Source organism: Devosia sp. GW821-FHT12F11 (genome assembly GCF_058806655.1).
Genome location: NZ_JBXAPX010000001.1, coordinates 636,858 through 659,689, shown reverse-complemented (window position 1 = coordinate 659,689; position 22,832 = coordinate 636,858). Strand labels below are relative to the sequence as shown.

Here is a 22,832-nt window from a genome sequence, read left to right as displayed (position 1 = left end):
TGGCATTTCAAGGGCAAAAAAGCGTGAGCGAAACGCTTGACCCCCAGTCCGATGGGACCACATCGAAGCAGTTCGTGACTGGGAGAAAGTCCAATGCACACTGCGATTATCAAACCGCAATGGGGCCCGCTGACCATCGCTTTGATGGTCCTGGGCTTCGTTCTCTGGTGGCCGCTCGGCCTCGCCATCCTCGCCTACATCCTGTGGGGCGAGATGTTCGGCGGCTCGGCGGAAAAGGCTCAGGGGTTCGTCAACCGATCCCGCAACTGGGCCGAAAACTGCGGCCCCCGCGCCAACGGGTTCCGTCACCACGGCTTCCGCAACTCAAGCGGCAATGCCGCCTTCGACGACTACCGCGCCGAGCAGCTCAAGCGCCTCGAAGAGGAACGCCGCCGGCTCGATGAAGAGATCAATGCCTTCCACGAGTACATGCGCAACCTCCGCATGGCCAAGGATCGCGAAGAGTTCGACCGCTTCATGCGCGACAAGAACGGCAGCCGCCCGAACTATGGCGGCGACCAGAATAACGGGACGAACGTCTAGTTCTCCCGTCCCCCTCCTCCTGACGACTGCGCCCCTTTCGAGGGGCGTTTTTTTGTCGTCAGCGTTTCACCTCGAATCGGCGATGATCAGCCGCATGAACTTCCTGTTCCCCGCCAAGGCGCCCAAGGTGCCGGCCGCGACCACCCTCGTCATCGACGGCGAGCCGGTGGAGATCGCGGTGAAGGTGAGCCCGCGGGCCAAGAGCTACCGGCTGACCGTGCCGCATCACGGCAATCCGGTGCTGACCCTGCCGCGGACCGGCCGCTGGCCCGAGGCGGAGGGCTTTCTCAACCGGCATCGCGGCTGGCTGGCGGCCCGGCTGAAGCGCAGCGCTCCACGCACCGCCTTCGCCGATGGCGAAGTGCTGCCGCTGCGCGGCGTACCGCATCGTATCCACGCGACGGGCCGGCTGCGCGGCCGGGTCGAGGTGTCGGAGATCGACGGCGAACTGTCGCTGCTGGTGCCGGGCGAGGCCGCGCATATCCCGCGCCGACTGACCGAATGGCTGAAGACGCAAGCGCAGCGCGACCTCGCCGAACGTTCGGACATCCATGCGGCGACGCTGGGCGTCGAAGTGAAATCGGTGTCGATGCGCAGCCAGGCGACCCGATGGGGCTCGTGCTCCTCGTCAGGCCGGCTCAACTACAACTGGCGGCTGATCCTCGCGCCGCCCTTCGTGCTGGACTATGTGGCGGCGCACGAAGTCGCGCACCTCGTCCACATGAACCACTCGCCGAACTTCTGGAAGGCGGTCGAGAAAGCCCTGCCCGACATGACCAAAGGCAAGGCCTGGCTCAAGGCACACGGCAAGGTGCTGATGGGCTACGGGCTGGAGTAGTCCTTCCCTTCTCCCCTCAGGGGAGAAGGTGGCCGAAGGCCGGTTGAGGGGTGAAGCGGCGCAACGCGCGCTCGCTGAAAAGCTGAACCCCTCACCCTAGTTCCGCTACGGACCTGCCGGTCCTAGCTGCACTACCCTCTCCCCTCAGGGGAGAGGGGCAAAGGGGGCCAATCCCTCAGATCAAATATGGATCGCGCCGTCGCCGCACATCAGTGCGGCTTCCTTCACCGCTTCCGACAGTGTCGGATGCGCATGGGTGGTGCGGCCGAGGTCTTCGGCGGAGCCGGAGAACTCCATCAGCACGACGATCTCGTGGATCATCTCGCCGGCGTTCTTGGCGATGATCTGGGCGCCGAGCACCCGGTCGGTGGCGACATCGGCGAGGATCTTCACATAGCCCTGCGTCGCCAGCATCGCCTTGGCGCGGCCATTGGCGGTGAAGGGGAACTTGCCGGCCTTGTACTCGATGCCGGCCGCCTTCAGCTCGTCCTCGGACTTGCCGACCCAGGCGACTTCCGGGCTCGTGTACATCACCGAAGGGATGGTGCCGTAGTTCACATGCGGCTGCTGGCCGGCGATGATCTCGGCCACCGCGTGCCCTTCGTCCATTGCCTTGTGCGCCAGCATGGCGCCCGCCACCACATCGCCGATGGCATAGATGCCCGGCACGTTGGTCTTGAACTGCGCGTCGGTGCGGACCCGGCCACGCTCGTCGAGCGCCACGCCGGCACCCTCGAGCCCGAGGCCTTCCGTGAACGGCTTGCGGCCGACCGCCACCAGCACCGCATCGGCTTCGGCGAAGCTCGCCTCGCCACCGCCTGCCGGCTCGAGCCGGGCGCGGACCGAACCGTCGCCCAGCTTCTCGATCGCCGTCACCTTGGTCGAGAGCTTGAACTCCATGCCCTGCTTCTGCAGGTTCCGCTGCGTCTGGCGTGCCGCCTCGCTGTCGAGGCCGGGGAGGATTCGGTCGAGGAACTCGACCACCTGCACCTTGGAACCAAGCCGGCCCCAGACCGAACCGAGCTCCAGGCCGATGATGCCGCCGCCGATCACCAGCAGGCGCTTGGGCACTTCCTGGAATGCCAGCGCGCCGGTCGAGGACACCACCTTGTTCTCGTCGATCTCGATGCCCGGCAGGCTGATCGGCACCGAGCCGGTGGCGATCAGGATGTTTTTGGTTTCGATGGTGGTGGGGGCGCCGCTCTCCGGCGTCACCAGTACCTTGCCCTCGGCGGGGATCGAGCCGGTGCCGCGGAAGGTGGTGATCTTGTTCTTCTTGAACAGGAACTCGATGCCCGAGACGTTGGCGGTAACGGTGTCGTCCTTGTGCGCCAGCATCTGCTTCAAATTCAGCTGCGGGGTCACGTCGATGCCGAACTGGCGGAACTGATGGCCGGCTTCCTCGAACAGTTCCGAGGCATGCAGCAGGGCCTTGCTCGGAATGCAGCCGATGTTGAGGCAGGTACCGCCGAAGGTCGGCCACTTCTCGACCACCGCGACTTTCATGCCGAGCTGTGCCGCCCGGATTGCCGCGACGTATCCACCCGGGCCGGAGCCGATTACGGTGAGGTCGAAAGTGTCCGCCATGATGTCTCCGAGAGGCTCAAACGGCGCCTGGGGAGTGGCGCCCGCGCTGCCGATATAGGACTGCCAAACGGGTTAAACTACCCGCCGTTAGGAGGGAACCCCTGTCGCGAGCGAGCCATGCGAAATGCGCATGATTCGATGGCCCGCCGGCGTTCGGCCGCCCATGGTCGACCGACATCGACGTCAGGGCGCTGCCGCCCGGCCGCCGGTTACCGCGAGGGTCGTGCCGGTGACATAGGCGGCATCGTCGGAGAGCAGCCACAGGATGGCGTTGGCCACCTCCTCGGCGGTGCCGACGCGGCCGAGCGGCACGCTGGGCGCCAGCTGCTGCGCCCGGTCGGGCACGCCGCCGGTGGCGTGGAATTCGGTGTCGATCACCCCCGGCCGGACGCCGTTGACGCGGATGCCCTCCGCCGCCACTTCGAGGGCGAGGCCGACGGTGAAGGTGTCGATGGCGCCCTTGCTCGCCGCATAGTCGACATAGACGCCGGGCGCGCCGAGCTTGGCGGCGGCCGAGCTGACATTGACGATGCCACCGCCTTTGCCGCCGTGCCTGGTCGACATCCGCCTGACCGCGGCGCCGGCACAGAGAATCGAGCCGCTGACGTTGACCGCGAAGATGCGGGCGATCCGCTCGGCATCCATCGCATCGACGCGCGACGAGGTGGCGATGGTGCCGGCATTGTTGACCAGACCCGCGACCCGGCCCAGGCGGTCGGCGGCGCGGAAGATGTGCTCGACATCCTCGGCGATGCTGACGTCGCCGCGCACCGCCACCGCTTCGCCGCCGCGCGAATGGATCTGGGCGCACACCGCCTCGGCGGCCGCGACATTGCCGGCATAGTTCACCACCACGCCATAACCGCGCGTGGCGGCAAGCTGGCACACGGCTGCCCCGATGCCGCGGCTGCCGCCGGTGACGACAAGTACTTTATCGGACATGAGGTCCCTCCCTTGCGAGGGACTGTACGGCCCAAGCCACGAATGCAAAAGGCGGAACCTCATGTCCCGCCTTGCAACTTTGGGTCGATGTCGTTCGGGGTCAGTTGCCGCCGAAGATGTCGCCGAGCAGGTCGACCAGGGTGCGGCGCGGGCGCTCGGCCTGCGGCTGTTCCATCGGCTGCAGCGGCTGCTGTTCGAGGCCCGGCTGAGTCATGGCGCCCGGCAGTTCGGCCACCGGAATGCCTTCATGGGCCTTGGTCATGAACTGGCTCCAGATCTCGACCGGCACGTTGCCGCCCGAGAGCTTGGTGCCGACATCGTCGTCGTTACCGAGCCAGACGCCCGCCACCATGCGCGAGGTATAGCCGACGAACAGCGCGTCACGAGCCTTCTGCGAGGTGCCGGTCTTGCCGGCCATCGGCCAGCCGTTGAGCTGGGCCCGCTTGCCGGTGCCGATCTCGACCGCGGCGTGCAGCATGTCGTTCATCTCGGCGACGATATTGGGCTCGATCACCCGGCCCGGGCCGGCGGCCACGGCGTCGTAGAGCACCTTGCCGTCGGCGGTTTCGATGCGGGTGATGACGTTGGCGATGACGCCGATGCCGCCATTGGCGAACGGCGCATAGGCCGCCGTCAACTCGAGCAGCGAGACTTCCTGGGTGCCGAGCGCGATCGAGGGCACCGCCTGCAGCGGCGAGGAAATGCCCATGCGCATCGCGGCTTCCACCACCTTGTCGGGGCCGACATCGTTGGCGAGCAGCGCCGAGACAGTGTTGCGCGACAGCGCCAGCGCCTGGCGCAGGGTCATGTCGCCGCCATACTTGCCATCGGCGTTAGAGGGCTGCCAGCCATTGATATCGATCGGGCCGTCGGTGGCGATGGTGTCAGGCGTGTAGCCCTTCTCCATGCCGGCGAGATAGACGAACGGCTTGAAGGTCGAGCCGGGCTGGCGGCGCGCCGTGACGGCCCGGTTGTACTGGCTGGCCTGGTAGTCGACGCCGCCGACCAGCGCCCGCACCGATCCGTCGACATCCATGGCGACGAGGGCGCCCTGGGTGAAGGCCTTCTCCTTGCCATACTTGGCGACGGCTTCCTTGACCACGAACTCGGCCTCCTTCTGGAGATCCCAGTTGATGGTGGTGTGGACGATCACGTCCTGCTTCACTTCGCCCAGATAGGCGGTCATCAGGCTTTCGACCCAGTCGGCGACATAGGATTCGCCGCCCACCACCTTGGTGCGCACCGTCTGGTTGGGGTCGATCGCCGCGGCCTTGCTCTCAGCCGGGGTGATGTAGCCTTCCTTGGCCATGGCGGCGAGCACCAGGGACTGGCGGGCCTTCACCGCATCGGCATTGCCCTTGGGGTTGAGGCGCGACGGCGCCTGCAGCGAGCCGGCGAGCATCGCCGCTTCACCCAGCGACAGGTTGCGCGCCGATTTGCCGAAATAGCGCTGCGACGCGGCCTCGATGCCGTAGGACTCGTGGCCGAAGAACATGCGGTTGAGGTAGAGATCGAGGATATCGTCCTTGGAATAGTTCTGCTCCAGCCACACCGCGAGCAGCGCTTCCTGCACCTTGCGGCCGAGCGTCTGGTCGGGGGTGAGAAAGAGGTTCTTGGCCACCTGCTGGGTGATGGTCGAGGCGCCACGGGTCACTTCACCCGCCTGCACGCTTTCGAGCGCCACCGAGACGAGGCCGAGCACGTCGATGCCGAAATGGTCGTAGAAGCGCCGGTCTTCGATGGCGACGAAGGCGGCTGGCACATAATACGGCAACTCGCGCAGCGACACGGCCTCGCCGCCGGTCTTGCCGCGGTTGGAGATCAGCTGCCCGTTGGCGGCGACGATGCGGATATTGGCGGCCCGGTCCGGCACCTTCCAGGTGTCCGCCGATGGCAGCTGCACGGCGTAGTAGACCACCACCGCACCAGCGGCGAGAGCGCCCCAGATGCCCAGGATGAACAGCCACGAGATCAGCTTCCAGATGACCCCGAACAGGGTTATCGGGCGACGTTCACGGCGGCCACGGGACTTTTTCGGCTTGGGGGCACGACCGCGCGGAGTTTTGCCGCGGGGCGCGCGCTCCTGCCGCTCGTCGTCGACATGGATGTCGCCGTCGGAAAAGCCCGGCTCGATGCGGGCGCCGCGCGCCACCTTCTTCGCCGGCGCCGATCGCTCGGAACGCGTGCCCTTCTTGGGCGTGGCGCCGACGCGATCATCAGGCGAAACGTGAAAATCCATAAACAGGGCCCCGGCATTCTTCTTGCGCATGGCGTGTGTCCGGCGGCCGGTTCCCTTTGAGGGGCGGCATGCGGACGCCATCGGGCATCCGACCGTCTCGCCAAGCCCAAGCCAACCCGAAAAATCCGGGCCTTCGACCAGCGCGGTCCCCATCGCTATCCAAGTTAAATGTGGCCGGTTTATGTGGACTTAAGCGAGCTGACGAAGTGGTGTTGCGGGTGAGTGACAGCGTTCCGCTCAGCCGGCCGACAGCAGGTCGCCGGCTTTCAGCCGAGCCACGTCGCGCAGGGGCGGGGCGCCGAAAGTACGGGCGTATTCGCGGCTGAACTGGCTGGGGCTGTCATAGCCGACGCGGTGACCGGCAGTCGCCGCATCGAGCGCTTCGGACAGCATCAACCGCCGCGCCTCCTGCAGCCGCAGCTGCTTCTGGTATTGCAGCGGGCTCATCGCCGTAACCGCCTTGAAGTGCAGATGCAGCGCCGAGGGGCTCATCCGCGCTTCCGCCGCCACCGTCTCGATGGCGAAGGCGTCGCGATAGTTGAGCTTGATCCAGCCGATGGCGCGGTTCACCTGCTGCAGCCGGCTCTCGGCCAGCGCGATCTGCTGCAGCTTGGTCGCCTGGTCGGAGCGCAGCAAGCGGTAGAGGATTTCGCGCTTCAGCATCGGCCCCAGCACGGCGAGGTCTTCCGGCCGTTCGAGCAGTTTCACCAGCCGGATCGCCGCGTCGAGCAGTTCGGGCATGATCGGGCTCACCGCGACGCTTGGTTCGGCCTCGGCCGCGGCTGCCGTCACCCCGCCGACCTCGATCAGCAGGGCAGCGATCTCAGCAGCATCAAGTTCCAGCTTCACGCACAGATACGGCGCCTCGGGCGTCGCCTCGACCACCTGGCCGATGACAGGCGTATCGACCGAGACGACGAGGAAGTTCGATGCGTCGTAGTTGAGCACCCGGTCGCCGGCGATCACCCGCTTCCTGCCCTGAGCCACAATGCACAGCGCGGGATGGTGCACGGCATGCATCGGCTCGGACGGATGCGAAATCCGGACCAGCGACATGCCCTCGATCGGCGTTGCCTGAATCCCGTCCGTGCTTGCGAACTGTGCAATCAGACTCTTGAGCTCATCCATGCGATCCATGGCGAATTCCTTCATTCTTCGTGCAACCTACATAGCAGCTCGTGCTGGCGAGTCACGCTTCATCACGAAGTTTTGGAGGATCGTGCAATCACTGTGGAGGATCGGTCTACCGCTTCCGGGCCTCTGTGAGCGATATAGCTGTCACCGCGAGACGCAACAAAGTCTGCGGCAGAAAGCGAGGACCTAAATGAACATCGATCTTTCCAGCATCGCCCGGCGCCTGCAGCCCGCGGCTATCCTCGCCATCACCAGCAAGCTTCTGAAGCCGGTGAATACCCAGCCGCGGCGGCCACGCCGTGAGCGGCGGAGCATGAATGGCTAAGGGTCGGTTGGTTGCGATGCTTGCCGGCGTGGCGCTTGTCGCCGCGCTCGCCTTCGTCGCCGTCACCACGCTTGGCCTGCCGTAACGCGCCTGCAGGACGTACAGACCTCCTGAGGCCAGGCGGGCCGGCCCGCTTCCTCCAGCACGGAGTTTCACCAATGGGCACCAGACACGACTACACCGGCCTATGGGTCACCGAAGATGGCGAAATCCGCCAGGCCCTCCTCCCCAATGGCCGCTACATCGAAGCACGCGGCCACCTCAAAGCCGCCTATCAGGGCAATTACCGGATCGTCGGCAACCACATCGAGTACCAGGACGACACGGGCTTGGTGGCTGACGGCGACTTCATTGCCGGAGTGCTGCACCACGCCGGCATGGTGATGTACGCCCGCGACTGACCGGCGGGCGTCGTCGCCTGACTAGAACGGAAAAGGGCCCGCCAGACAGCGGGCCCTTTTTGTTGTTCGGTCGAACACGCTAGAGAGCTTTCAGGAAAGGTGGCAGACTCTTCCGGTTCGAACGCATCACAAAATCAATGACTTAAATCCTCTCGCCGTTTCACTTGAACGGTGAAAGAATCGGTAGCGCACGTGGGGGGACCTACTTCTGGTCCCAACCGACGATCACGCCGTCTTCCAGCGTGACCTTGTCGCGGTAGCGGTTGGCGGCGACCGGGCGGTATTTGAAGACCTGCTTGATCTTGGTCTTCATCACCTTTTCCTCGATCGAGGCCGGCTCGCCCCAGCTGTCGCGCAACTGCTCGGCGGTCATCCCCTGCCAGATGGTCCTGGTGATCAGGGCATCGACCAGTTTCTCGTCGCCACCATATTTCTGCAGCAGCCGGCTGTAGCGGCTGCGCTTGGCCAGCGCGAAGGCGGCGAAACAGAGCACCGCAACGGCGACGACGATCAGGATGCCCGCGACGACCCATTCCATCGCCGAGGTCCCTACCGGAGCGCGATCAGGAAAGAAGGGCGATGCAACGCAGCGTCCTCCCTTACACGTCGAGGTTGGCGACGCTCAGCGCGTTGTCCTGGATGAAGTCGCGACGCGGTTCGACCAGGTCGCCCATCAGGTTGGAGAACAGCCGATCATGGTCGTCGCTTTCCTTGATCTGCACCTGCAGCAGGGTGCGGGCGTTCGGATCGAGCGTCGTTTCCCACAGCTGGCCCGGGTTCATTTCGCCCAGGCCCTTATAGCGCTGCAGCGAGATGCCCTTGCGGCCGACGGTGTTGATGGCGCCGAACAGCGATGACGGGCCGTAGATCTCGAAGCTCTGGTCCTTGCGGGTGAGCTTGGCGACGCCGCCATAGAGATCGGACAGCTTGTCGACCGTGGCGCGGACCTTTCGGGCATCGGCGCTGGCGAGCAGTTGCGCATCGATGGCGTGGCTTTCGGTAACGCCACGGATGGTGCGGGTGAAGATCAACCCGCCCTGGCCATCGGAGACACCGCTCCAGCCGCGCTCCACCTCATCGGCGAGCCGGTCGAGCCGGCGCACCACGCGCTCGATCACCGTCGCGGTGCGCTCCGGATCGAGCAGCGCCTCGGCATCGAGGCCGCCGACGATCGCCGCCTGCTCGATCAGCGAGCGGTTGTAGCGGGTATTCACCCCCTCGATGGCGTGCACGATTTCGCGCGCCTGGCGGACGATCGAGAGCAGGTCTTCGCCGGCATGCTCGACCCCGTCCCGGGTCCTCAGCACGGCGTCGTCAGTGCCGGTGTCGATCAGGTAGTCCTCGAGCGCCCGCTCGTCCTTGAGGTACTGCTCGGACGAGCCGCGCTTGATCTTGTAGAGCGGCGGCTGGGCGATATAGACGTGACCACGGTCGATCAGCTCGCGCATCTGCCGGTAGAAGAAGGTCAAGAGCAGGGTGCGGATATGGGCGCCGTCGACGTCGGCGTCCGTCATGATGATGATCTTGTGGTAGCGCAGCTTGTCCGGGTTGAACTCTTCGCGGCCGATCGAGGTGCCGAGCGCCATCACCAGGTTGCCGATCTGCTCGGACCCCAGCATGCGATCGAAGCGGGCCCGCTCGACGTTGAGGATCTTGCCGCGCAACGGCAGCACCGCCTGGGTGTAGCGGTCGCGCCCCTGCGAAGCGGAGCCACCGGCGGAATCACCCTCGACGAGGAAGATTTCCGACTTGGCGGGATCCTTCTCCGAGCAATCCTTGAGCTTGCCGGCGAGGAAGTTGACGTCGAGCGCCGACTTGCGGCGGGTGAGTTCGCGCGCCTTGCGGGCGGCTTCACGCGCAGCGGCGGCTTCCGCCACCTTGCCGACCACCGACTTGGCCTCGGCCGGGTGTTCTTCCAGCCATTGCTGCAGCTTGTCGTTGACGCCGTTCTCGACCACCGGACGCACCTCGGACGAGACCAGCTTGTCCTTGGTCTGGCTCGAGAATTTCGGGTCGGGCACCTTTACCGAGAGCACGCAGGTCAGGCCCTCGCGGATGTCGTCACCCGAGACCTCGACCTTCTCGCGCTTCAGGATGCCGCTCTCCTCGGCATATTTGGTGACCTGCCGGGTGAGCGCCGCACGCAGGCCCGCCAGGTGCGTGCCGCCATCGCGCTGCGGGATGTTGTTGGTGAAGCACAGCACGTTCTCGTGGTAGCTGTCGTTCCACCACATCGCGACTTCGACGGTGATGCCGTCGCGCTCGGATGACAGCATGATCGGCGCGCTGATCAGCGGCGTCTTGGCGTTGTCGAGATAGCGCACGAAGGCTTCCAGCCCGCCCTCGTAGTGGAGCTCGATCTCCACCGGCTCGGGATGGCGCAGGTCGCGCAGGATGATGCGGACGCCGGAATTGAGGAAGGCGAGCTCGCGCAGCCGGTGCTCCAGCGTCTTGAAGTCGAACTCCACCATGGTGAAGGTTTCGGACGAGGGCAGGAAGGTAACCAGCGTGCCCGAGCGGCCTTCATAGGTGCCCGGCTGGTGGTTGGGCACATAGGTGCCGACCTGCTTCAGCGGCGCCACCGCGTCGCCATGCGAGAACTCCATCTCGTGGATCTCGCCGTCGCGCCGGATATTGAGCTTCAGCGATACCGACAGCGCGTTGACCACCGAGACGCCCACGCCGTGCAGGCCGCCCGACACCTTGTAGGAGTTCTGGTCGAACTTCCCGCCGGCATGCAGCTGGGTCATGATGACCTCGGCCGCCGAGACGCCCTCTTCGGCGTGGATCCCGGTCGGGATGCCGCGGCCATTGTCGTTGACCGAGACCGAGCCGTCGGCATTGAGCTGCACGGTCACGAGATCGGCGTGGCCCGCCAACGCCTCATCGATGGCGTTGTCGACCACCTCATAGACCATGTGGTGCAGGCCCGAGCCGTCATCGGTGTCGCCGATATACATGCCAGGGCGTTTGCGCACGGCATCGAGGCCCTTCAGGACCTTGATGGAATCGGCGCCATATTCGTTCGGATCGGAGGGGGTCTCGGAGGTGCTCAAGGGGGTCCCGAATCAGGTCAGCAGGTCCGCTGGAATCGGTCTAGCGGATCGGGTGCTCATACCCAAGGGAAATGGCTATTTTTAGCCCGTTTTACAAGGCTTAGGGCTGGGTTGTGGATGGCTTCCGCGCCATCGGAGACCCATCACCTCCAACCGGTGAAAAATCGAAGCTGCCGAGCGCTTGCTGCCCGGCCTACTCCGGCTCGCGCGCCAATCGTCCATCCTTGACGATCACCCGCTGCGCACCATCGGCCAGCGCCTCGAACAGCATGGGATCGGTGCCGGTCATGAAACACTGGGTGCCGAGGCTGTCGAGGGCGGCGAACAGGGCGGCGCGGCGGCCCGGGTCGAGATGCGCCGCCACCTCATCGAGCAAGAGGAACGGCGCGATGCCGGCCGAGCGCTTGACCAGCCGGGCATGGGCGAGGATCAACCCGATCAGCAGCGCCTTCTGCTCGCCGGTGGAGCCGAGCGCGGCCGGCATGTCCTTTTGGGCGTGGCGCACTTCGAGGTCGATGCGGTGCGGGCCAACCAGGGTGCGCCCGGCGGCGCGATCGAGGTTGCGGTTCGACCGCCACAGCGCCCTGAGATCGGCTTCGAGGGAGGCCGATGACTGAGCCTCGTGCCGGTCCTCGAACAGCGGCGTCAGCGCCAGCCGGGCCGCGGGAAAGTTGGCCTCGTCGACCCCCGCCGCGATCAGCGCCTGCAAGTCGCCGAGGCTGTCGGCGCGGGCAAAATGCACCGCCGCCGCTGCCGCCGCCATCTGCGCTTCGACGGCGTCGATCCAGATCGGGTCGGCGTCCTCGTCGAGCAGCCGGTTGCGCTGCCGCATGGTCTTTTCGAAATCCGATACCTGGGCCGAATGGCCGGGGAGCAGCGTCGTCACCAGCCGATCGAGGAAGCGCCGGCGCTCGCTCGCCGGGCCGGTGAACAGCCCATCCATTGCCGGGGTCAGCCAGAGCACGCGGAGGTAGGCGCTCATCTCTTCGATGGTGCGGGCGTTCGCGCCATTGATGCGCACCCGCCGCCCACCCTCCGGGCCGCCGGCGCCGGTGCCGATATCGACCGGCCCCTGAGGCGTTTCGACCGTTGCCGCCACGGCCCAGAGCCCATCAGAGCCCTGCGCCGCGACATCCTCGAACGGCGCGCCACGCAGGCCGCGGCCCGGCGACAGCAGCGACACGGCTTCGAGCAGGTTGGTCTTTCCCGCGCCGTTCGAGCCGACCAGCACCAGATGCCGCCCGTCGAGGTCGAGTGCCGCCGACGCGTAGTTGCGGAAGTGGGAGAGGCGGAGCCGGGAGATGTAGCGAGAAGGCATCATGAGCGAATGGTGAGTAGCCAATAGCGAGCAGGGAAAGAAACCCTATTCGCTACTCGCCACTCGCTATTCGCTCGTCTGGTCACACCCGCATCGGCATCAGCACGTAGAGCGCCTTGGCGTCGCCGTCCTCACGCACCAGCGTCGGCGAGCCGGCGTCGTTGAACAGGAAGACGGCGTTTTCCGAGCGGATCTGGCCGATGATGTCGAGGAGGTAGCGGGCGTTGAAGCCGATCTCGAAACCCTCGGGCTCGAACTCGACGGCCAGCTCTTCGCTTGCCGTGCCATGGTCGGGGTTGGTGACGCTGAGCTCGAGTTGGCCTTCCTTCATCGACAGCTTCACCGCCTTGCCGCCGCGATCCGACGCGATGGTCGAAACGCGATCCACCGCCGTGGCGAAGGTCTGCTTGTCGACATTCATCTGCTTGTCGTTGTTCTTGGGCGTCACCCGGTCATAGTCGGGGAAGGTGCCCTCGATCAGCTTCGAAAGCAGCACCACGCCGCCCAGGGTGAAGCGGATCTTGGTGTCGGAAAGTTCGACCTCGACCTCGCCTTCGGCGCCTTCGAGCAGCTTCTGCACTTCCGACACGGTCTTCTTGGGCACGATGATGCCCGGCATGCCCTTGGCGCCGGCGGGTGCGTCGGCCTCGGCGCGCGCCATGCGGTGCCCGTCGGTGGCGACGGCGCGCAGCGTCGGGGTGCCGCCGACATCCAGCATGTGCATGTAGATGCCGTTGAGGTAGTAGCGCGTCTCCTCGTTGGAGATGGCGAACTGGGTGCGCTCGATCAGTTCGCGCAGCGTCGGCGCGGGTATCGAGAAGGTGTGAGTGAAGGTGCCGGACTTCAGGTCCGGGAAGCTGTCGGGCGACAGGCAGGCGAGGTGGAAGCGCGAGCGGCCGGAGGTGACCAGCAACTGCTCGGCGCCTTCGTTCTCGAGCCGCACTTCGGCGCCGTCCGAGAGTTTCCTGACGATTTCGTAGAGCGTGTGCGCAGGCACCGTGGTGGTGCCGGCCTGGCCGACCATCGCCGGAACGCTTTCGGTGACCTCGATATCGAGGTCGGTGGCGCGCAGGTCGAGCTTGCCGTCGGAGGCCTTGAGCAGCACGTTGGCGAGAATGGGGTAGGTATTGCGGCGCTCCACCACTCGGTGGACGTGCCCCAGAGACTTGAGCAGATGGTTGCGCTCGAGAGTGACTTTCATAAACCCAAAACCCCTACCCCAGACAGTCCGTGCCCGGTCAAAACCCGGCAAAACCAAGCGGAAACCGGGCTGCGACATTACAATTCAAGGGGCAAAAGGCAAGGGCGCGCAGGGCCGCAGGCCAGCTATCCCTAGAGAAAATGCGTGCGGGGTGCGGCTCTCGCCGCCGGTCAGCGTTTCTCGCCGTTGAGCGCCCGTTCCATTGCCTCGAGGCGCCGTTCGGCGTCCTCGGCATCGAGGCGCGCCAGCATCTCGTGCCAGGCCCGGTCGGGCGGCAGCGGCTGGGCTGCAGGACGCGCCCCCAGATCGAGGCGCTTCAGACCTTTTCTGATCCGCAGCAACAGCCGCGGAGTTCTCGAACGCGATACCGGCAACGCTACTAACCTACCAAGAGACCCTACTGGGTCAGAACTCAAACAGCCGCCGAATGGTTCGGCCGGCGGCGCCCCCTCCCAGAGGAGAGGGCCTCAAATCTCATTCTTCGAGCATGCGCTTGAGGAGCTCGATCTCCTGCGCCAGTTCGCCGTCGTCCTTGATCATCTGCTCGACCTTGCGGACCGAGTGCAGCACCGTGGTGTGGTCGCGGCCGCCGAAGCGCCGGCCGATTTCCGGCAGCGAGCGCGAGGTCAGGGCCTTGGCCAGATACATGGCGATCTGGCGCGGGCGGACCACGTCGCGCGAGCGGCGCGAGGAGAGCAGGTCGTTGCGCGGCACCTTGTAGTGGCGCGACACGATCCTGAGAATGTCTTCAATACGGACGCGGCGGGCATCGCGCTGGCGCACCAGGTCGGCCAGCGTGCGCTCGGCCAGCGCCACGGTGATCGGCTCCTTGGTCAGCTGGTTGGCGGCCAGCAGGCGGTTGACCGCCCCGTCGAGGTCGCGGCCGTGGCTCACCACGACGCGCGCCACATAGTCCAGCACCGCCGGCGCAAAATGCGCATCGGAGAAGCGGGAGACCGCCTGCTCGGCGCGCCGGGTGACGATGGCGCGACGGAGGTCGAGATCGAACGAGTTGATCGGCACCACCAGCCCGCCCGAAAGGCGCGAGCGGACGCGCTCATCGAGCATTTCGAGGTCGCGCGGCGGCGCATCGCCGGCCACCACCACCTGCTTGGCGCCGGTCAGCAGCGTGCCCAGCGTGTGGCCGAATTCGGTGGCGGATTTGCCCTGCAGGAACTGCATGTCGTCGATCAGCAACAAGTCGACGCGGCGGAGCCACTCCTTGAAGCCGAGCGCCGACTGGCGCTGCACGGCAGTGATGAAGTGGTACATGAAATGGTCGGCCGTCAGGTAGACGATGTTCCGGCCCGGCTCAGCCGCCCCGGCAGCCCAGGCGATGGCGTTGAGCAGGTGGGATTTGCCGAGGCCAACGCTCGAATGGATGTAGATCGGGTTGAAGCTGACAGTGTTGTTGGCGGCCGCATGGGCCACCTGTTTGGCCACTTGCAGCGCCATCTCGTTGGCGGAGCCGACGACGAAGCTGTCGAAAGTCATCTTGGGATCGAGCGCCGAGCCCGACAGCGCGTCGCCACGCGGCGCCGGCGCTGCGGCCACCGGCTCACGCATGGTGCGCTGGGTGGCCGGAACGGCTGGAACTTCGGTCTCGACGGCCTCAGCCGCCGCCTCGGCCTGATGCAGGCGCGGCCGGGCCTGGCCGTTGACACGCACGGTGAAATGCAGACGGGCAAGGCCGGCGGCCTCGGCGCGAAACGCCTCGAGAATCTTCTCGGCGTAGTTGGACTGGACCCAGGACGAGAGGAATCGGGTGGGGACGCTCAGATGGGCGAGATCATCGACGATCTCTTCGAGCTCCAGCCGGGCGAACCAGGAATTGAACACATCCTCGCCGACGGCGGCCTTGAGCCGGGCGCGGACCCGCTGGAACAGATCGTTCGAACCGAGTGGCTGGCCGTCCTTGCCCATCATTACCATTCCCCCCTTGTCGCCGCCCTGCCCCTTTCCGTTCCCTGCTTCCGATACCCAATCGGCACGACCCGCCGCCGCGTTCATCGCCATCGTGTGTGACCCCAAATCCTGTTCTATGCTGCCCCGCATGGGCACAGCGCCGCCAACCTAGCTGCCCGTTTTCCGGACAGACCTGTCCTGCCCGCGAACTGCGCCGCGGTTCAGTCTAACTAAACTTTCAATTGAGCCGAGTCGCTGATCGCGCCCGGGCTACCGCAACGTCTTACGACCCCGCAAGACCAGAACTAATACTAATCAAACCAGACTACGAATGTAGTTTCCCCAAGACTGCCGGCTGCGTCCATACCGCCTCAGCCACGATCTCAAAGTTCAGCATTCCTGCCAGTCATGTCGCCTCATTACTCGGTTCTGGCGCCGGGTGTTCCTGAGCGACGAGGGGCATCTTAGAGGGGCGGAATTTTCCAATCAACGGGGGTTTTTCACCAAGAGGGGGTTGACTCTCACCCTTTGCAAAAACCTTTCCGCGGCACTTTGTCCGGGTCGAAATCCAAGGCGCTGTGACTCAAGGGGGAATCGGGGTTTCGTGAGATTTTCGACGCTTCCGCACTAAGTGGTTGCACCGCCCCAATTGCGGCAATTCATTCCTGACAGGCAGATGAAATTCTGATGACAGACCCCGGCAAAGCCCCAGAAACGCTGGGCTTTCCGAAGGGGATAACTCTTCACCCAGGTGTCGCAAAGCTGTCACACTGGGCGCGCCCACTCCCGGAACCTCCCGAGGGGATCACCAAAACAGAAAAGCTCCCCGGAGGGAGCCCTTCACATTCACAAAGCTGTCGTCAAACCATCTTGACGATGGTTCGAACTCGGCGGCCGATCAGGCCTGCAGAGCCTTCACGCGGGAGTTGAGGCGGCTCACCTTGCGGGCGGCCACGTTGGCGTGGACGATGCCCTTCTGGCTGGCTCGGACGATCTCGGGCTCGGCGGCCTTGAGAGCGGCGACGGCAACCGCGTGGTCACCGGCAGTGATGGCTTCCTCGACCTTACGGACGAAGGTGCGCATGCGCGAGCGGCGCGACTTGTTCACTTCGGTGCGGGCCGCGATCTTGCGCGTGGCCTTCTTGGCGGAAGCAGTATTGGCCATCAATTCCTCTTTGGCGCTCAACCCGCTGGCCCAGCCGCGGCCGGTTTTCCAGGGGCGATGAAATGAAATCGGCGGCATCTCGGGCCGCCAAGTTGGGCGCTGTATAGTCGCGACGACCGGGGACGTCAACTGGAATCCCCGGCAGCCGGGCTAGTGCTGGCACACCGGGCAGAAGAAGGTCGAGCGGCCCGACTGCACGATGCGCTTGATCACGCCGCGACAGCCCGGCGTCGGGCATGGCTCGTTCTCGCGATCATAGACGGCGAAGCGGTGCTGGAAGTAGCCCGAATTGCCCTCGGCATTGCGGAAATCCCTCAGCGTCGAGCCGCCGGCATCGATCGCCTCGATCAGCACGGTGCGTACGCCGTCCGCCAGATCCTCGAGGCGCTTGCTCGGTTTGCCCGATTTCAGCACCAGGGTCCTCGCCTCGATGTCGGGCCGGATGTGAGCGCGGTGCAGCGCCTCGCTGACATAGATATTGCCCAGCCCCGCCACGACGCGCTGGTCGAGCAGCGCCGCCTTCATCGGGGCCTTCTTGCCTGAAAAGCGCTCCGCCATCTCGGCGGCGTTGAAGGCATTGGACAACGGCTCGGGCCCCAGCCCTTCGAGATAGGGGCTGTCGGCCTCGTGCTCATAGAGGTCGACGAAGCCGAAGCGGCGGGCGTCGTTGTAGATGAGCTTCATCGAGCCGTGCTCGGGATGGGTCAGCTCCAGCACCAGGTGGTCGTGCTTGCGGTTCTCGTCGGGCTCGTAATAGCGCGACGGCTCCTTGAACTTGAAATCCTCGAAACGATAGGCGCCGGTCATGCCCAGATGGCTGAGCCAGGTTTTGCCGTTCGACAAGCGGAACAGCAAGTACTTGGCCCGCCGCCCGGTGCTCTCGATGGTCGCGCCTTCGAGCGCCTGTTTGAACCCCTCGGGGAACGGGAAGCGCAGATCCTTGCGGTTGAGCGTCACCTTGTCGATATGCGCGCCCGTCACATAGGGCTCGAGCCCGCGGCGGACGGTTTCGACCTCTGGCAGTTCGGGCATCGCATCCTCGTTCTGGTTGTCGCCCCTATGTGACTGCGGGGCGCGCCGGTAACAAGCCCACCGTTCTGTCAGGGTTTAGCATGCGCCCGTTTCCCGCATGGCAAGCCTCGGCCCCATCCGCTATAACGCCGGCAATCCGGAGACAGAGCATGGGCGAGACCACGCATTTCGGCGAACGGACGGTCGCCCTCGACGATAAGCAGGGCCTCGTCAACGACGTGTTCCACCGCGTCGCCGACCGCTACGACCTGATGAACGACCTGATGAGCGGCGGCGTCCACCGCATCTGGAAAGACGCCATGGTGGCGAGACTGGCACCGCCCAAACAGGGGAGCGTGCCTTACCGCGTCCTCGACATGGCGGGCGGTACCGGCGATATCGCCGAGCGTATCGTCAATGCCTCGGTCGGCTATGCCGAGGTCACGGTTTCCGACATCAATACCGACATGCTCCGCGTCGGCGAGGAGCGCTCGCGCAAGTGGCGGTTCCCGGCGCAGGTGCAATTCGTCGAGGCCAATGCCGAGGCGCTGCCGTTTGCGGACGAGAGCTTCGACGCCTACACCATCGCCTTCGGCATCCGGAACGTGCCGCGCATCCCCCTGGCGCTGAAGGAAGCGCATCGCGTCCTGAAGCGCGGCGGGCGGTTCCTCTGCCTCGAGTTCAGCCAGGTCGATACCCCGGTGCTGTCGGAGGTCTACAAGGCGTTTTCCGACCGGGTGATCCCGCCGATCGGCCGCGCCGTCACCGGGGACGCACAACCCTACCAGTACCTGGTGGAATCGATCCGCAAGTTCCCCACCCCGGAGCACTTCAGCAAGATGATTGCCGATGCCGGGTTCAAGCGCGTCACCCACACGCCGTTCACCGGCAATATCGCGGCGCTGCACGCGGCCTGGAAGCTCTGACACCATGGGGCTCGCTGCCTATCTCCGCCTGGCCCGGGCCGGCTTCGTGCTGGCGCGCGAGGGTGCGCTGTCGATCTTCGATAATGATGCGCTGCCGCCGGTGATGCAGGCCGGCGTGCGCTTCGGCCGGCTGTTCGAACGCGGCGAAGTGAAGCGCTCGGGCCGCGTCGAGCGGCTGACCCGGGCGCTCAACCGGCTCGGCCCCACCTATGTGAAGCTCGGCCAGACCCTCGCTACCCGCCCCGACATCGTCGGCGCGGAGGTCGCCGCCGATCTCGCGGTGCTGCAGGACAAAATGGAGCCGTTCGACGACAAGCTCGTCCCGGGGCTGCTCGCCGCAGCATTGGGCGCACGGGCCGAGGAGTTCACCGATTTCTCGGCGCCGGTGGCGGCCGCCTCCATTGCCCAGGTGCACAAGGCCACCCTCACCGACGAGGACGGCCGCCGCACCGTGGCGGTGAAGATCCTCAGACCCGGCATCCGCGAGCGCTTCCGCGCCGATATCGAGAGCCAGTACGCCGGTGCGCAGCTCGCCGAGACGCTGGTGCCCAAGCTGAAACGGCTCCGGCCGGTGGACGTGGTCGCGACGCTCGACCGCTCGGCCCGCATCGAACTCGACCTCAGGCTCGAGGCGGCAGCGATCTCGGAGTTCTACGAGAACATCAAGGATGACACCGGCTTCGTCATCCCCAGGGTGATGTGGGACTTCACCTCGGACACCGTGCTCACCACCACCTGGGTCGACGGCATCCCGATCCGCGACAATGCTGCGCTCGATGCCGCCGGCGTCGATCGCAAGGCTCTGGCGAAGAACCTCCTGCAGGCCTTCCTGCGCCACACGGTGCGAGACGGCTTCTTTCACGCCGACCTGCATCCGGGGAACCTGTTCGCCGACCCCAAGACGCAGAACATCGTCGCCGTCGATTTCGGCATCATGGGCCGCATCACCCGGCGTGAGCGGCGTTTCCTCGCCGACATCCTCTATGGCTTCATCACCCGCAATTACCGGCTGATCGCCGAGCGGCATTTTGAGATCGGCTATGTGCCGCGCACCCAGTCGATCGACGAATTCGCGCTGGCGCTGCGCGCCATCGGCGAGCCGCAGCATGGCCGGCGCGTCTCCGATATCTCCATGGCCAAGGTGCTGGGCCAGCTGTTCGCCACCACCGAGCTGTTCGAAATGCAGACCCGGCCGGAGCTGATCCTCCTGCAGAAATCCATGGTGCTGGTCGAAGGCGTGGCGCGGGCGCTCGATCCCGAGCTCGACATCTGGACCATCTCGGAGCCGATCGTCGGCGACTGGGTGCGCCGCTCCGCCGGGCCGCTCGGCCGGCTCGAGGAACTGAAGGATCACTTCGACACCGTGGTGACGACACTCGGCCGGCTACCGGCCATCGTCAGCAAGGCCGAGACCGCGCTCGATGACTATGAACGCGACAAGAACTCGCCCGATCGGAAGTTCAATCGCTTCATGCTGGTCAGTGGATTCTGGCTCGCGGCGGCGGTGCTGCTGGTCGCCTTGTGGCGGCTGCTGGGACTGTGATTCCACCCCGCTTTCGAGCCGAAGTCGGCGCGAAGCGCCAAGTGAACGACGGTTCATCAAGCGTTCATCACTGGGGCAATACCGAGGCGGCATGAGCTTGCGGCGCTTGGGACCGGCTCCTACAACGGGGGCAATGCGGCGGGCGATGTTGAGGAGAATTTCATGACCCTGAAGACTGTTTCCCGGCTGGCCGGCATCCTGCTGCTGAGCGCCGGGCTCGCCGGCTGCATGGACGTTACGGCTGAAATCGACGTGCAGAGCGAGACCACCGGCAAGACCACCACCGTCATGACGGTCGGCTCCGAGTTCTACCCGATGATCAAGCAGATGGCTGACGCCGGTGGCGAAGGCGCCGATTCGTCCGATGCATTCTGCAAGGAAGAAGGCGACGTGCTGACCGAGAATGCGGATGGCAGCGCCACCTGTACCTCGATCAAGGAAGGCGACCTCGCCACCCTGACCGCCGACGATGACGGCCCGAACTCCGACACCAGCATCACCGTGGTGAGCCCGGGCGTCGTCCGCGTGGCGTTCAAGACCAACGAGATGACCAGCCAGATCAGCGAAGGCGCCGGCGGCGCGGAGGATGCGCAGGCCAAGGCGATGATGAAGACCTATTTCGAGGGTCACACCGCGACCATCCGCATCAAGGGCAAGCGCATCACCGAGACCAACATGAACAAGGTCGGCGACAACACCGCCGAGATGGTGCTGAACTTCACCGAACTGCTCGACGGCACGGCCAACCTGCCTGAAGAGCTGTTCGCCGTCGTCGATACCCGCTGATCATGACGGATCGGGTCACAGTCGATTTTATCTGGCTCGATCACGGCCGGGGCCTCGAGGCCCCGCAGCAACAGAGCACGGGCGCGGCAGGGGTCGATCTCCTCGCCGCGCTCGGCGCGTCCGAGACCATGACGATCGAGCCAGGCAAGCGTGCGCTGGTGCCATCCGGCATGGCGATCGCGCTCCCTGCCGGTTACGAGGCGCAGGTGCGACCCCGCTCCGGACTTGCCGCCAAGCACGGGGTCACCGTGCTCAATGCGCCGGGGACGATCGACGCCGACTACCGCGGCGAGATCAAGGTCATCCTGATCAACCATGGCGATGCCCCATTCACCATCCAGCGTGGCGACCGCATCGCCCAGATGGTGGTGGCGCCGGTTTCGGGCATAGACTTCGAACTCAGGGAGAGCCTCGATGCGACTGAGCGTGGTGCAGGTGGTTTCGGTTCGACTGGTCGCTAGCGTTGTGGCCTTCGCGGCCGCTCCGGCGTTCGCCGGCGACGCCGCCAATTTCGCGGCGCTGGGCTTTTCCGCCGATGGCCGCTATCTCGCCTACGAGGAATTCGGCGTCCAGGACGGCTCCGGCTTTCCCTATTCCAACATCTTCATCCTCGATGTCGCCGAGGACAAATGGGCCGGCGGCTCGCCGTTCCGGGTGCTGCTCGAGGACGAGCAGCCCGGCCTCGCGACGGTGCGGGCCAAATCGGCTGAAGCGGCTGCCGCCGCGATCGCCAAACTTGCCATCGCCGAACCGGCGGTGATCGAGGCGCTGAATGGCGACGGCGAAGTCGGCCATGACGGCAGCAGCATCACCTTCGGCGCCCGCGGCTTCGGCATGGATGCGCCTCCCAACCCGGTAACGCTGAAGATCGAGAGCTTCGAATCGACGTCGACTGTTCCCTGTGTCGAGAGCTTCGGCTTTCCACCGCCGGTGGGCTTCGCGCTGACGCTCGAGGCCGACGGCAAGAGCACTGAGCTGCACCGTGACAAGAGTGTCCCCGCGTCGCGCAACTGCACGGTCGCCTACCGGCCGTTCGGCATCGTCGCGCCAGTCAACTGGTCCTGGAACCAGCGCACGCCGGTCGCCATCATCTCGGTGTTTTCCCAGGGCTTTGAAGGCCCGGATCGCCGCTTCATCGCCGTACCGGTTCCGGGGGTGAAGTGACCGCTACCCTCAGCCCGGAAGAGATCAAGCGCTATGCCCGCCATATCGTGCTGCGCGGGGTCGGCGGGGACGGCCAGCAGAAGCTGAAATCGGCCCGCGTGCTGGTGATCGGCGCCGGCGGGCTCGGCAGTCCGCTGATCGCCTATCTGGCTGCGGCGGGGGTCGGCACGCTCGGTGTCGTCGACCACGACACGGTGTCGCTCTCGAACCTGCAGCGCCAGATGATCCACCAGAGCATCGGCATCGGCACGCCCAAGGCCGAGAGCGCCGGGACCTTCGTTGCCGGGCTCAACGCGCATGTCGAATACATCCCGCATATCGAGCGCATCAGTTCGGAGAACGCGGCGCGGCTGCTCGCCGGCTATGACATGGTGATCGACGGCACCGACAATTTCGGCACCCGCCAGATCGTCGCCGAAGCGGCCGAAGCGGCGAAGCTGCCGCTGGTCTCGGGCGCCGTCTCGATGTTCGATGGTCAGGTGACTGTGTTCATGCCCGGCGGCAAGCAGTTCCGCGACCTCTACCCCGATACCCCCGACGAGGCGGATCTCCCCTCCTGCGAAGTGGTCGGCGTCATCGGCGCCGTCACCGGGGTCATCGGCACCCTGATGGCGATGGAAGCGATCAAGCTGATCACCGATGTCGGCGAGCCGCTGGTCGGCAGGTTGCTGCTCTACGATGGACGGGCGGCAAGGTTCACTGAGCTGAACTATTAGCTTCGCTCAGCGCGACCTCATCGCAACCACCG

22 protein-coding genes are annotated in these 22,832 nt (G+C 65.5%); 10 read left to right on the top strand and 12 right to left on the bottom strand.

Going from position 1 to position 22,832, the window contains the following annotated elements:
• Positions 1–93: 93 nt before the first annotated feature.
• Entirely contained in the window at positions 94–543 is a 450-nt protein-coding gene (locus tag AC1ROK_RS03355) for a DUF2852 domain-containing protein (RefSeq protein ID WP_492843817.1), read from the top strand.
• Between the two features lie 52 nt (positions 544–595).
• Positions 596–1,381 (top strand): M48 family metallopeptidase, encoded by a 786-nt coding sequence (locus tag AC1ROK_RS03350; protein ID WP_492843815.1) that lies wholly within the window; start codon positions 596–598, stop codon positions 1,379–1,381.
• Positions 1,382–1,561: 180 nt separating this feature from the next.
• Here the strand turns inward: AC1ROK_RS03350 and lpdA are convergent, their stop codons facing one another.
• The 4 genes from lpdA to AC1ROK_RS03330 all read right to left on the bottom strand — a co-directional run bounded on the left by lpdA (position 1,562) and on the right by AC1ROK_RS03330 (position 7,301).
• Positions 1,562–2,968 carry a dihydrolipoyl dehydrogenase gene (gene lpdA / locus AC1ROK_RS03345; protein WP_492843813.1) on the bottom strand — a complete coding sequence of 469 codons (1,407 nt, stop codon included), beginning with the start codon at positions 2,966–2,968 and terminating at the stop codon, positions 1,562–1,564.
• A gap of 183 nt (positions 2,969–3,151) precedes the next feature.
• Positions 3,152–3,910 carry an SDR family oxidoreductase gene (locus AC1ROK_RS03340; protein WP_492843811.1) on the bottom strand — a complete coding sequence of 253 codons (759 nt, stop codon included), beginning with the start codon at positions 3,908–3,910 and terminating at the stop codon, positions 3,152–3,154.
• 100 nt (positions 3,911–4,010) lie between these two features.
• Positions 4,011–6,179, bottom strand: a complete 2,169-nt coding sequence (locus AC1ROK_RS03335) for a transglycosylase domain-containing protein (protein ID WP_492843809.1) — start codon at positions 6,177–6,179, stop codon at positions 4,011–4,013.
• Positions 6,180–6,386: 207 nt separating this feature from the next.
• Positions 6,387–7,301 (bottom strand): AraC family transcriptional regulator, encoded by a 915-nt coding sequence (locus tag AC1ROK_RS03330; protein ID WP_492843807.1) that lies wholly within the window; start codon positions 7,299–7,301, stop codon positions 6,387–6,389.
• Positions 7,302–7,473: 172 nt separating this feature from the next.
• Here AC1ROK_RS03330 and AC1ROK_RS03325 point away from each other — a divergent pair, with 172 nt between their 5' ends.
• Entirely contained in the window at positions 7,474–7,608 is a 135-nt protein-coding gene (locus AC1ROK_RS03325) for a hypothetical protein (RefSeq protein WP_492843805.1), read from the top strand.
• Between the two features lie 110 nt (positions 7,609–7,718).
• Entirely contained in the window at positions 7,719–8,009 is a 291-nt protein-coding gene (locus AC1ROK_RS03320) for an Atu4866 domain-containing protein (RefSeq protein ID WP_492844669.1), read from the top strand.
• Positions 8,010–8,211: 202 nt separating this feature from the next.
• Here AC1ROK_RS03320 and AC1ROK_RS03315 read toward each other — a convergent pair whose 3' ends face one another.
• The 8 genes from AC1ROK_RS03315 to mutM form a co-directional block, all read right to left on the bottom strand.
• Entirely contained in the window at positions 8,212–8,547 is a 336-nt protein-coding gene (locus AC1ROK_RS03315) for a hypothetical protein (RefSeq protein ID WP_069911569.1), read from the bottom strand.
• 61 nt (positions 8,548–8,608) lie between these two features.
• Entirely contained in the window at positions 8,609–11,065 is a 2,457-nt protein-coding gene (gyrB, locus tag AC1ROK_RS03310) for a DNA topoisomerase (ATP-hydrolyzing) subunit B (RefSeq protein WP_492843803.1), read from the bottom strand.
• A 193-nt stretch (positions 11,066–11,258) separates the two neighbouring features.
• Entirely contained in the window at positions 11,259–12,386 is a 1,128-nt protein-coding gene (gene recF / locus AC1ROK_RS03305; RefSeq protein WP_492843801.1) for a DNA replication/repair protein RecF, read from the bottom strand.
• 79 nt (positions 12,387–12,465) lie between these two features.
• Positions 12,466–13,584 carry a DNA polymerase III subunit beta gene (dnaN, locus tag AC1ROK_RS03300; protein WP_492843799.1) on the bottom strand — a complete coding sequence of 373 codons (1,119 nt, stop codon included), beginning with the start codon at positions 13,582–13,584 and terminating at the stop codon, positions 12,466–12,468.
• 170 nt (positions 13,585–13,754) lie between these two features.
• Positions 13,755–13,925: a hypothetical protein gene (locus AC1ROK_RS03295; RefSeq protein ID WP_492843797.1), complete on the bottom strand. Its 171-nt coding sequence runs from the start codon at positions 13,923–13,925 to the stop codon at positions 13,755–13,757.
• A gap of 133 nt (positions 13,926–14,058) precedes the next feature.
• Positions 14,059–15,510 (bottom strand): chromosomal replication initiator protein DnaA, encoded by a 1,452-nt coding sequence (dnaA, locus tag AC1ROK_RS03290; RefSeq protein ID WP_492843795.1) that lies wholly within the window; start codon positions 15,508–15,510, stop codon positions 14,059–14,061.
• 877 nt (positions 15,511–16,387) lie between these two features.
• Positions 16,388–16,654 carry a 30S ribosomal protein S20 gene (gene rpsT, locus AC1ROK_RS03285; protein WP_055047341.1) on the bottom strand — a complete coding sequence of 89 codons (267 nt, stop codon included), beginning with the start codon at positions 16,652–16,654 and terminating at the stop codon, positions 16,388–16,390.
• Between the two features lie 150 nt (positions 16,655–16,804).
• The gene (gene mutM, locus AC1ROK_RS03280; protein WP_492843793.1) at positions 16,805–17,686 is read right to left on the bottom strand and encodes a bifunctional DNA-formamidopyrimidine glycosylase/DNA-(apurinic or apyrimidinic site) lyase; all 882 of its coding nucleotides are present in this window, start codon (positions 17,684–17,686) and stop codon (positions 16,805–16,807) included.
• Between the two features lie 149 nt (positions 17,687–17,835).
• Between mutM and ubiE the strand changes: the two genes are divergently transcribed.
• The 6 genes from ubiE to AC1ROK_RS03250 all read left to right on the top strand — a co-directional run bounded on the left by ubiE (position 17,836) and on the right by AC1ROK_RS03250 (position 22,800).
• Complete coding sequence (gene ubiE / locus AC1ROK_RS03275) at positions 17,836–18,591, top strand: bifunctional demethylmenaquinone methyltransferase/2-methoxy-6-polyprenyl-1,4-benzoquinol methylase UbiE (RefSeq protein ID WP_492843791.1); 756 nt, start codon at positions 17,836–17,838, stop codon at positions 18,589–18,591.
• Positions 18,592–18,595: 4 nt separating this feature from the next.
• Positions 18,596–20,134 (top strand): 2-polyprenylphenol 6-hydroxylase, encoded by a 1,539-nt coding sequence (gene ubiB / locus AC1ROK_RS03270; protein ID WP_492843789.1) that lies wholly within the window; start codon positions 18,596–18,598, stop codon positions 20,132–20,134.
• Between the two features lie 162 nt (positions 20,135–20,296).
• The gene (locus tag AC1ROK_RS03265) at positions 20,297–20,920 is read left to right on the top strand and encodes a hypothetical protein (protein ID WP_492843787.1); all 624 of its coding nucleotides are present in this window, start codon (positions 20,297–20,299) and stop codon (positions 20,918–20,920) included.
• 2 nt (positions 20,921–20,922) lie between these two features.
• Positions 20,923–21,381 (top strand): dUTP diphosphatase, encoded by a 459-nt coding sequence (gene dut, locus AC1ROK_RS03260; protein WP_492843785.1) that lies wholly within the window; start codon positions 20,923–20,925, stop codon positions 21,379–21,381.
• On the top strand, positions 21,335–22,084 hold the full coding sequence (locus AC1ROK_RS03255; protein WP_492843783.1) for a DUF2259 domain-containing protein: 750 nt from the start codon (positions 21,335–21,337) through the stop codon (positions 22,082–22,084). The genes dut and AC1ROK_RS03255 overlap by 47 nt, the downstream gene beginning before the upstream one ends.
• Positions 22,081–22,800, top strand: a complete 720-nt coding sequence (locus AC1ROK_RS03250) for a HesA/MoeB/ThiF family protein (protein WP_492843781.1) — start codon at positions 22,081–22,083, stop codon at positions 22,798–22,800. The genes AC1ROK_RS03255 and AC1ROK_RS03250 overlap by 4 nt, the downstream gene beginning before the upstream one ends.
• Positions 22,801–22,832: the final 32 nt, after the last annotated feature.

Coding starts and splice junctions, on each gene's coding strand:
- AC1ROK_RS03355 (WP_492843817.1), top strand. CDS start 94: ATGCACACTGCGATTATCAAACCGCAATGGGGCCCGCTGACCATCGCT.
- lpdA (WP_492843813.1), bottom strand. CDS start 2,968: ATGGCGGACACTTTCGACCTCACCGTAATCGGCTCCGGCCCGGGTGGA.
- AC1ROK_RS03340 (WP_492843811.1), bottom strand. CDS start 3,910: ATGTCCGATAAAGTACTTGTCGTCACCGGCGGCAGCCGCGGCATCGGG.
- AC1ROK_RS03335 (WP_492843809.1), bottom strand. CDS start 6,179: ATGCGCAAGAAGAATGCCGGGGCCCTGTTTATGGATTTTCACGTTTCG.
- AC1ROK_RS03330 (WP_492843807.1), bottom strand. CDS start 7,301: ATGAAGGAATTCGCCATGGATCGCATGGATGAGCTCAAGAGTCTGATT.
- AC1ROK_RS03325 (WP_492843805.1), top strand. CDS start 7,474: ATGAACATCGATCTTTCCAGCATCGCCCGGCGCCTGCAGCCCGCGGCT.
- AC1ROK_RS03315 (WP_069911569.1), bottom strand. CDS start 8,547: ATGGAATGGGTCGTCGCGGGCATCCTGATCGTCGTCGCCGTTGCGGTG.
- recF (WP_492843801.1), bottom strand. CDS start 12,386: ATGATGCCTTCTCGCTACATCTCCCGGCTCCGCCTCTCCCACTTCCGC.
- dnaN (WP_492843799.1), bottom strand. CDS start 13,584: ATGAAAGTCACTCTCGAGCGCAACCATCTGCTCAAGTCTCTGGGGCAC.
- dnaA (WP_492843795.1), bottom strand. CDS start 15,510: ATGATGGGCAAGGACGGCCAGCCACTCGGTTCGAACGATCTGTTCCAG.
- rpsT (WP_055047341.1), bottom strand. CDS start 16,654: ATGGCCAATACTGCTTCCGCCAAGAAGGCCACGCGCAAGATCGCGGCC.
- mutM (WP_492843793.1), bottom strand. CDS start 17,686: ATGCCCGAACTGCCAGAGGTCGAAACCGTCCGCCGCGGGCTCGAGCCC.
- ubiE (WP_492843791.1), top strand. CDS start 17,836: ATGGGCGAGACCACGCATTTCGGCGAACGGACGGTCGCCCTCGACGAT.
- ubiB (WP_492843789.1), top strand. CDS start 18,596: ATGGGGCTCGCTGCCTATCTCCGCCTGGCCCGGGCCGGCTTCGTGCTG.
- AC1ROK_RS03265 (WP_492843787.1), top strand. CDS start 20,297: ATGACCCTGAAGACTGTTTCCCGGCTGGCCGGCATCCTGCTGCTGAGC.
- dut (WP_492843785.1), top strand. CDS start 20,923: ATGACGGATCGGGTCACAGTCGATTTTATCTGGCTCGATCACGGCCGG.
- AC1ROK_RS03255 (WP_492843783.1), top strand. CDS start 21,335: ATGCGACTGAGCGTGGTGCAGGTGGTTTCGGTTCGACTGGTCGCTAGC.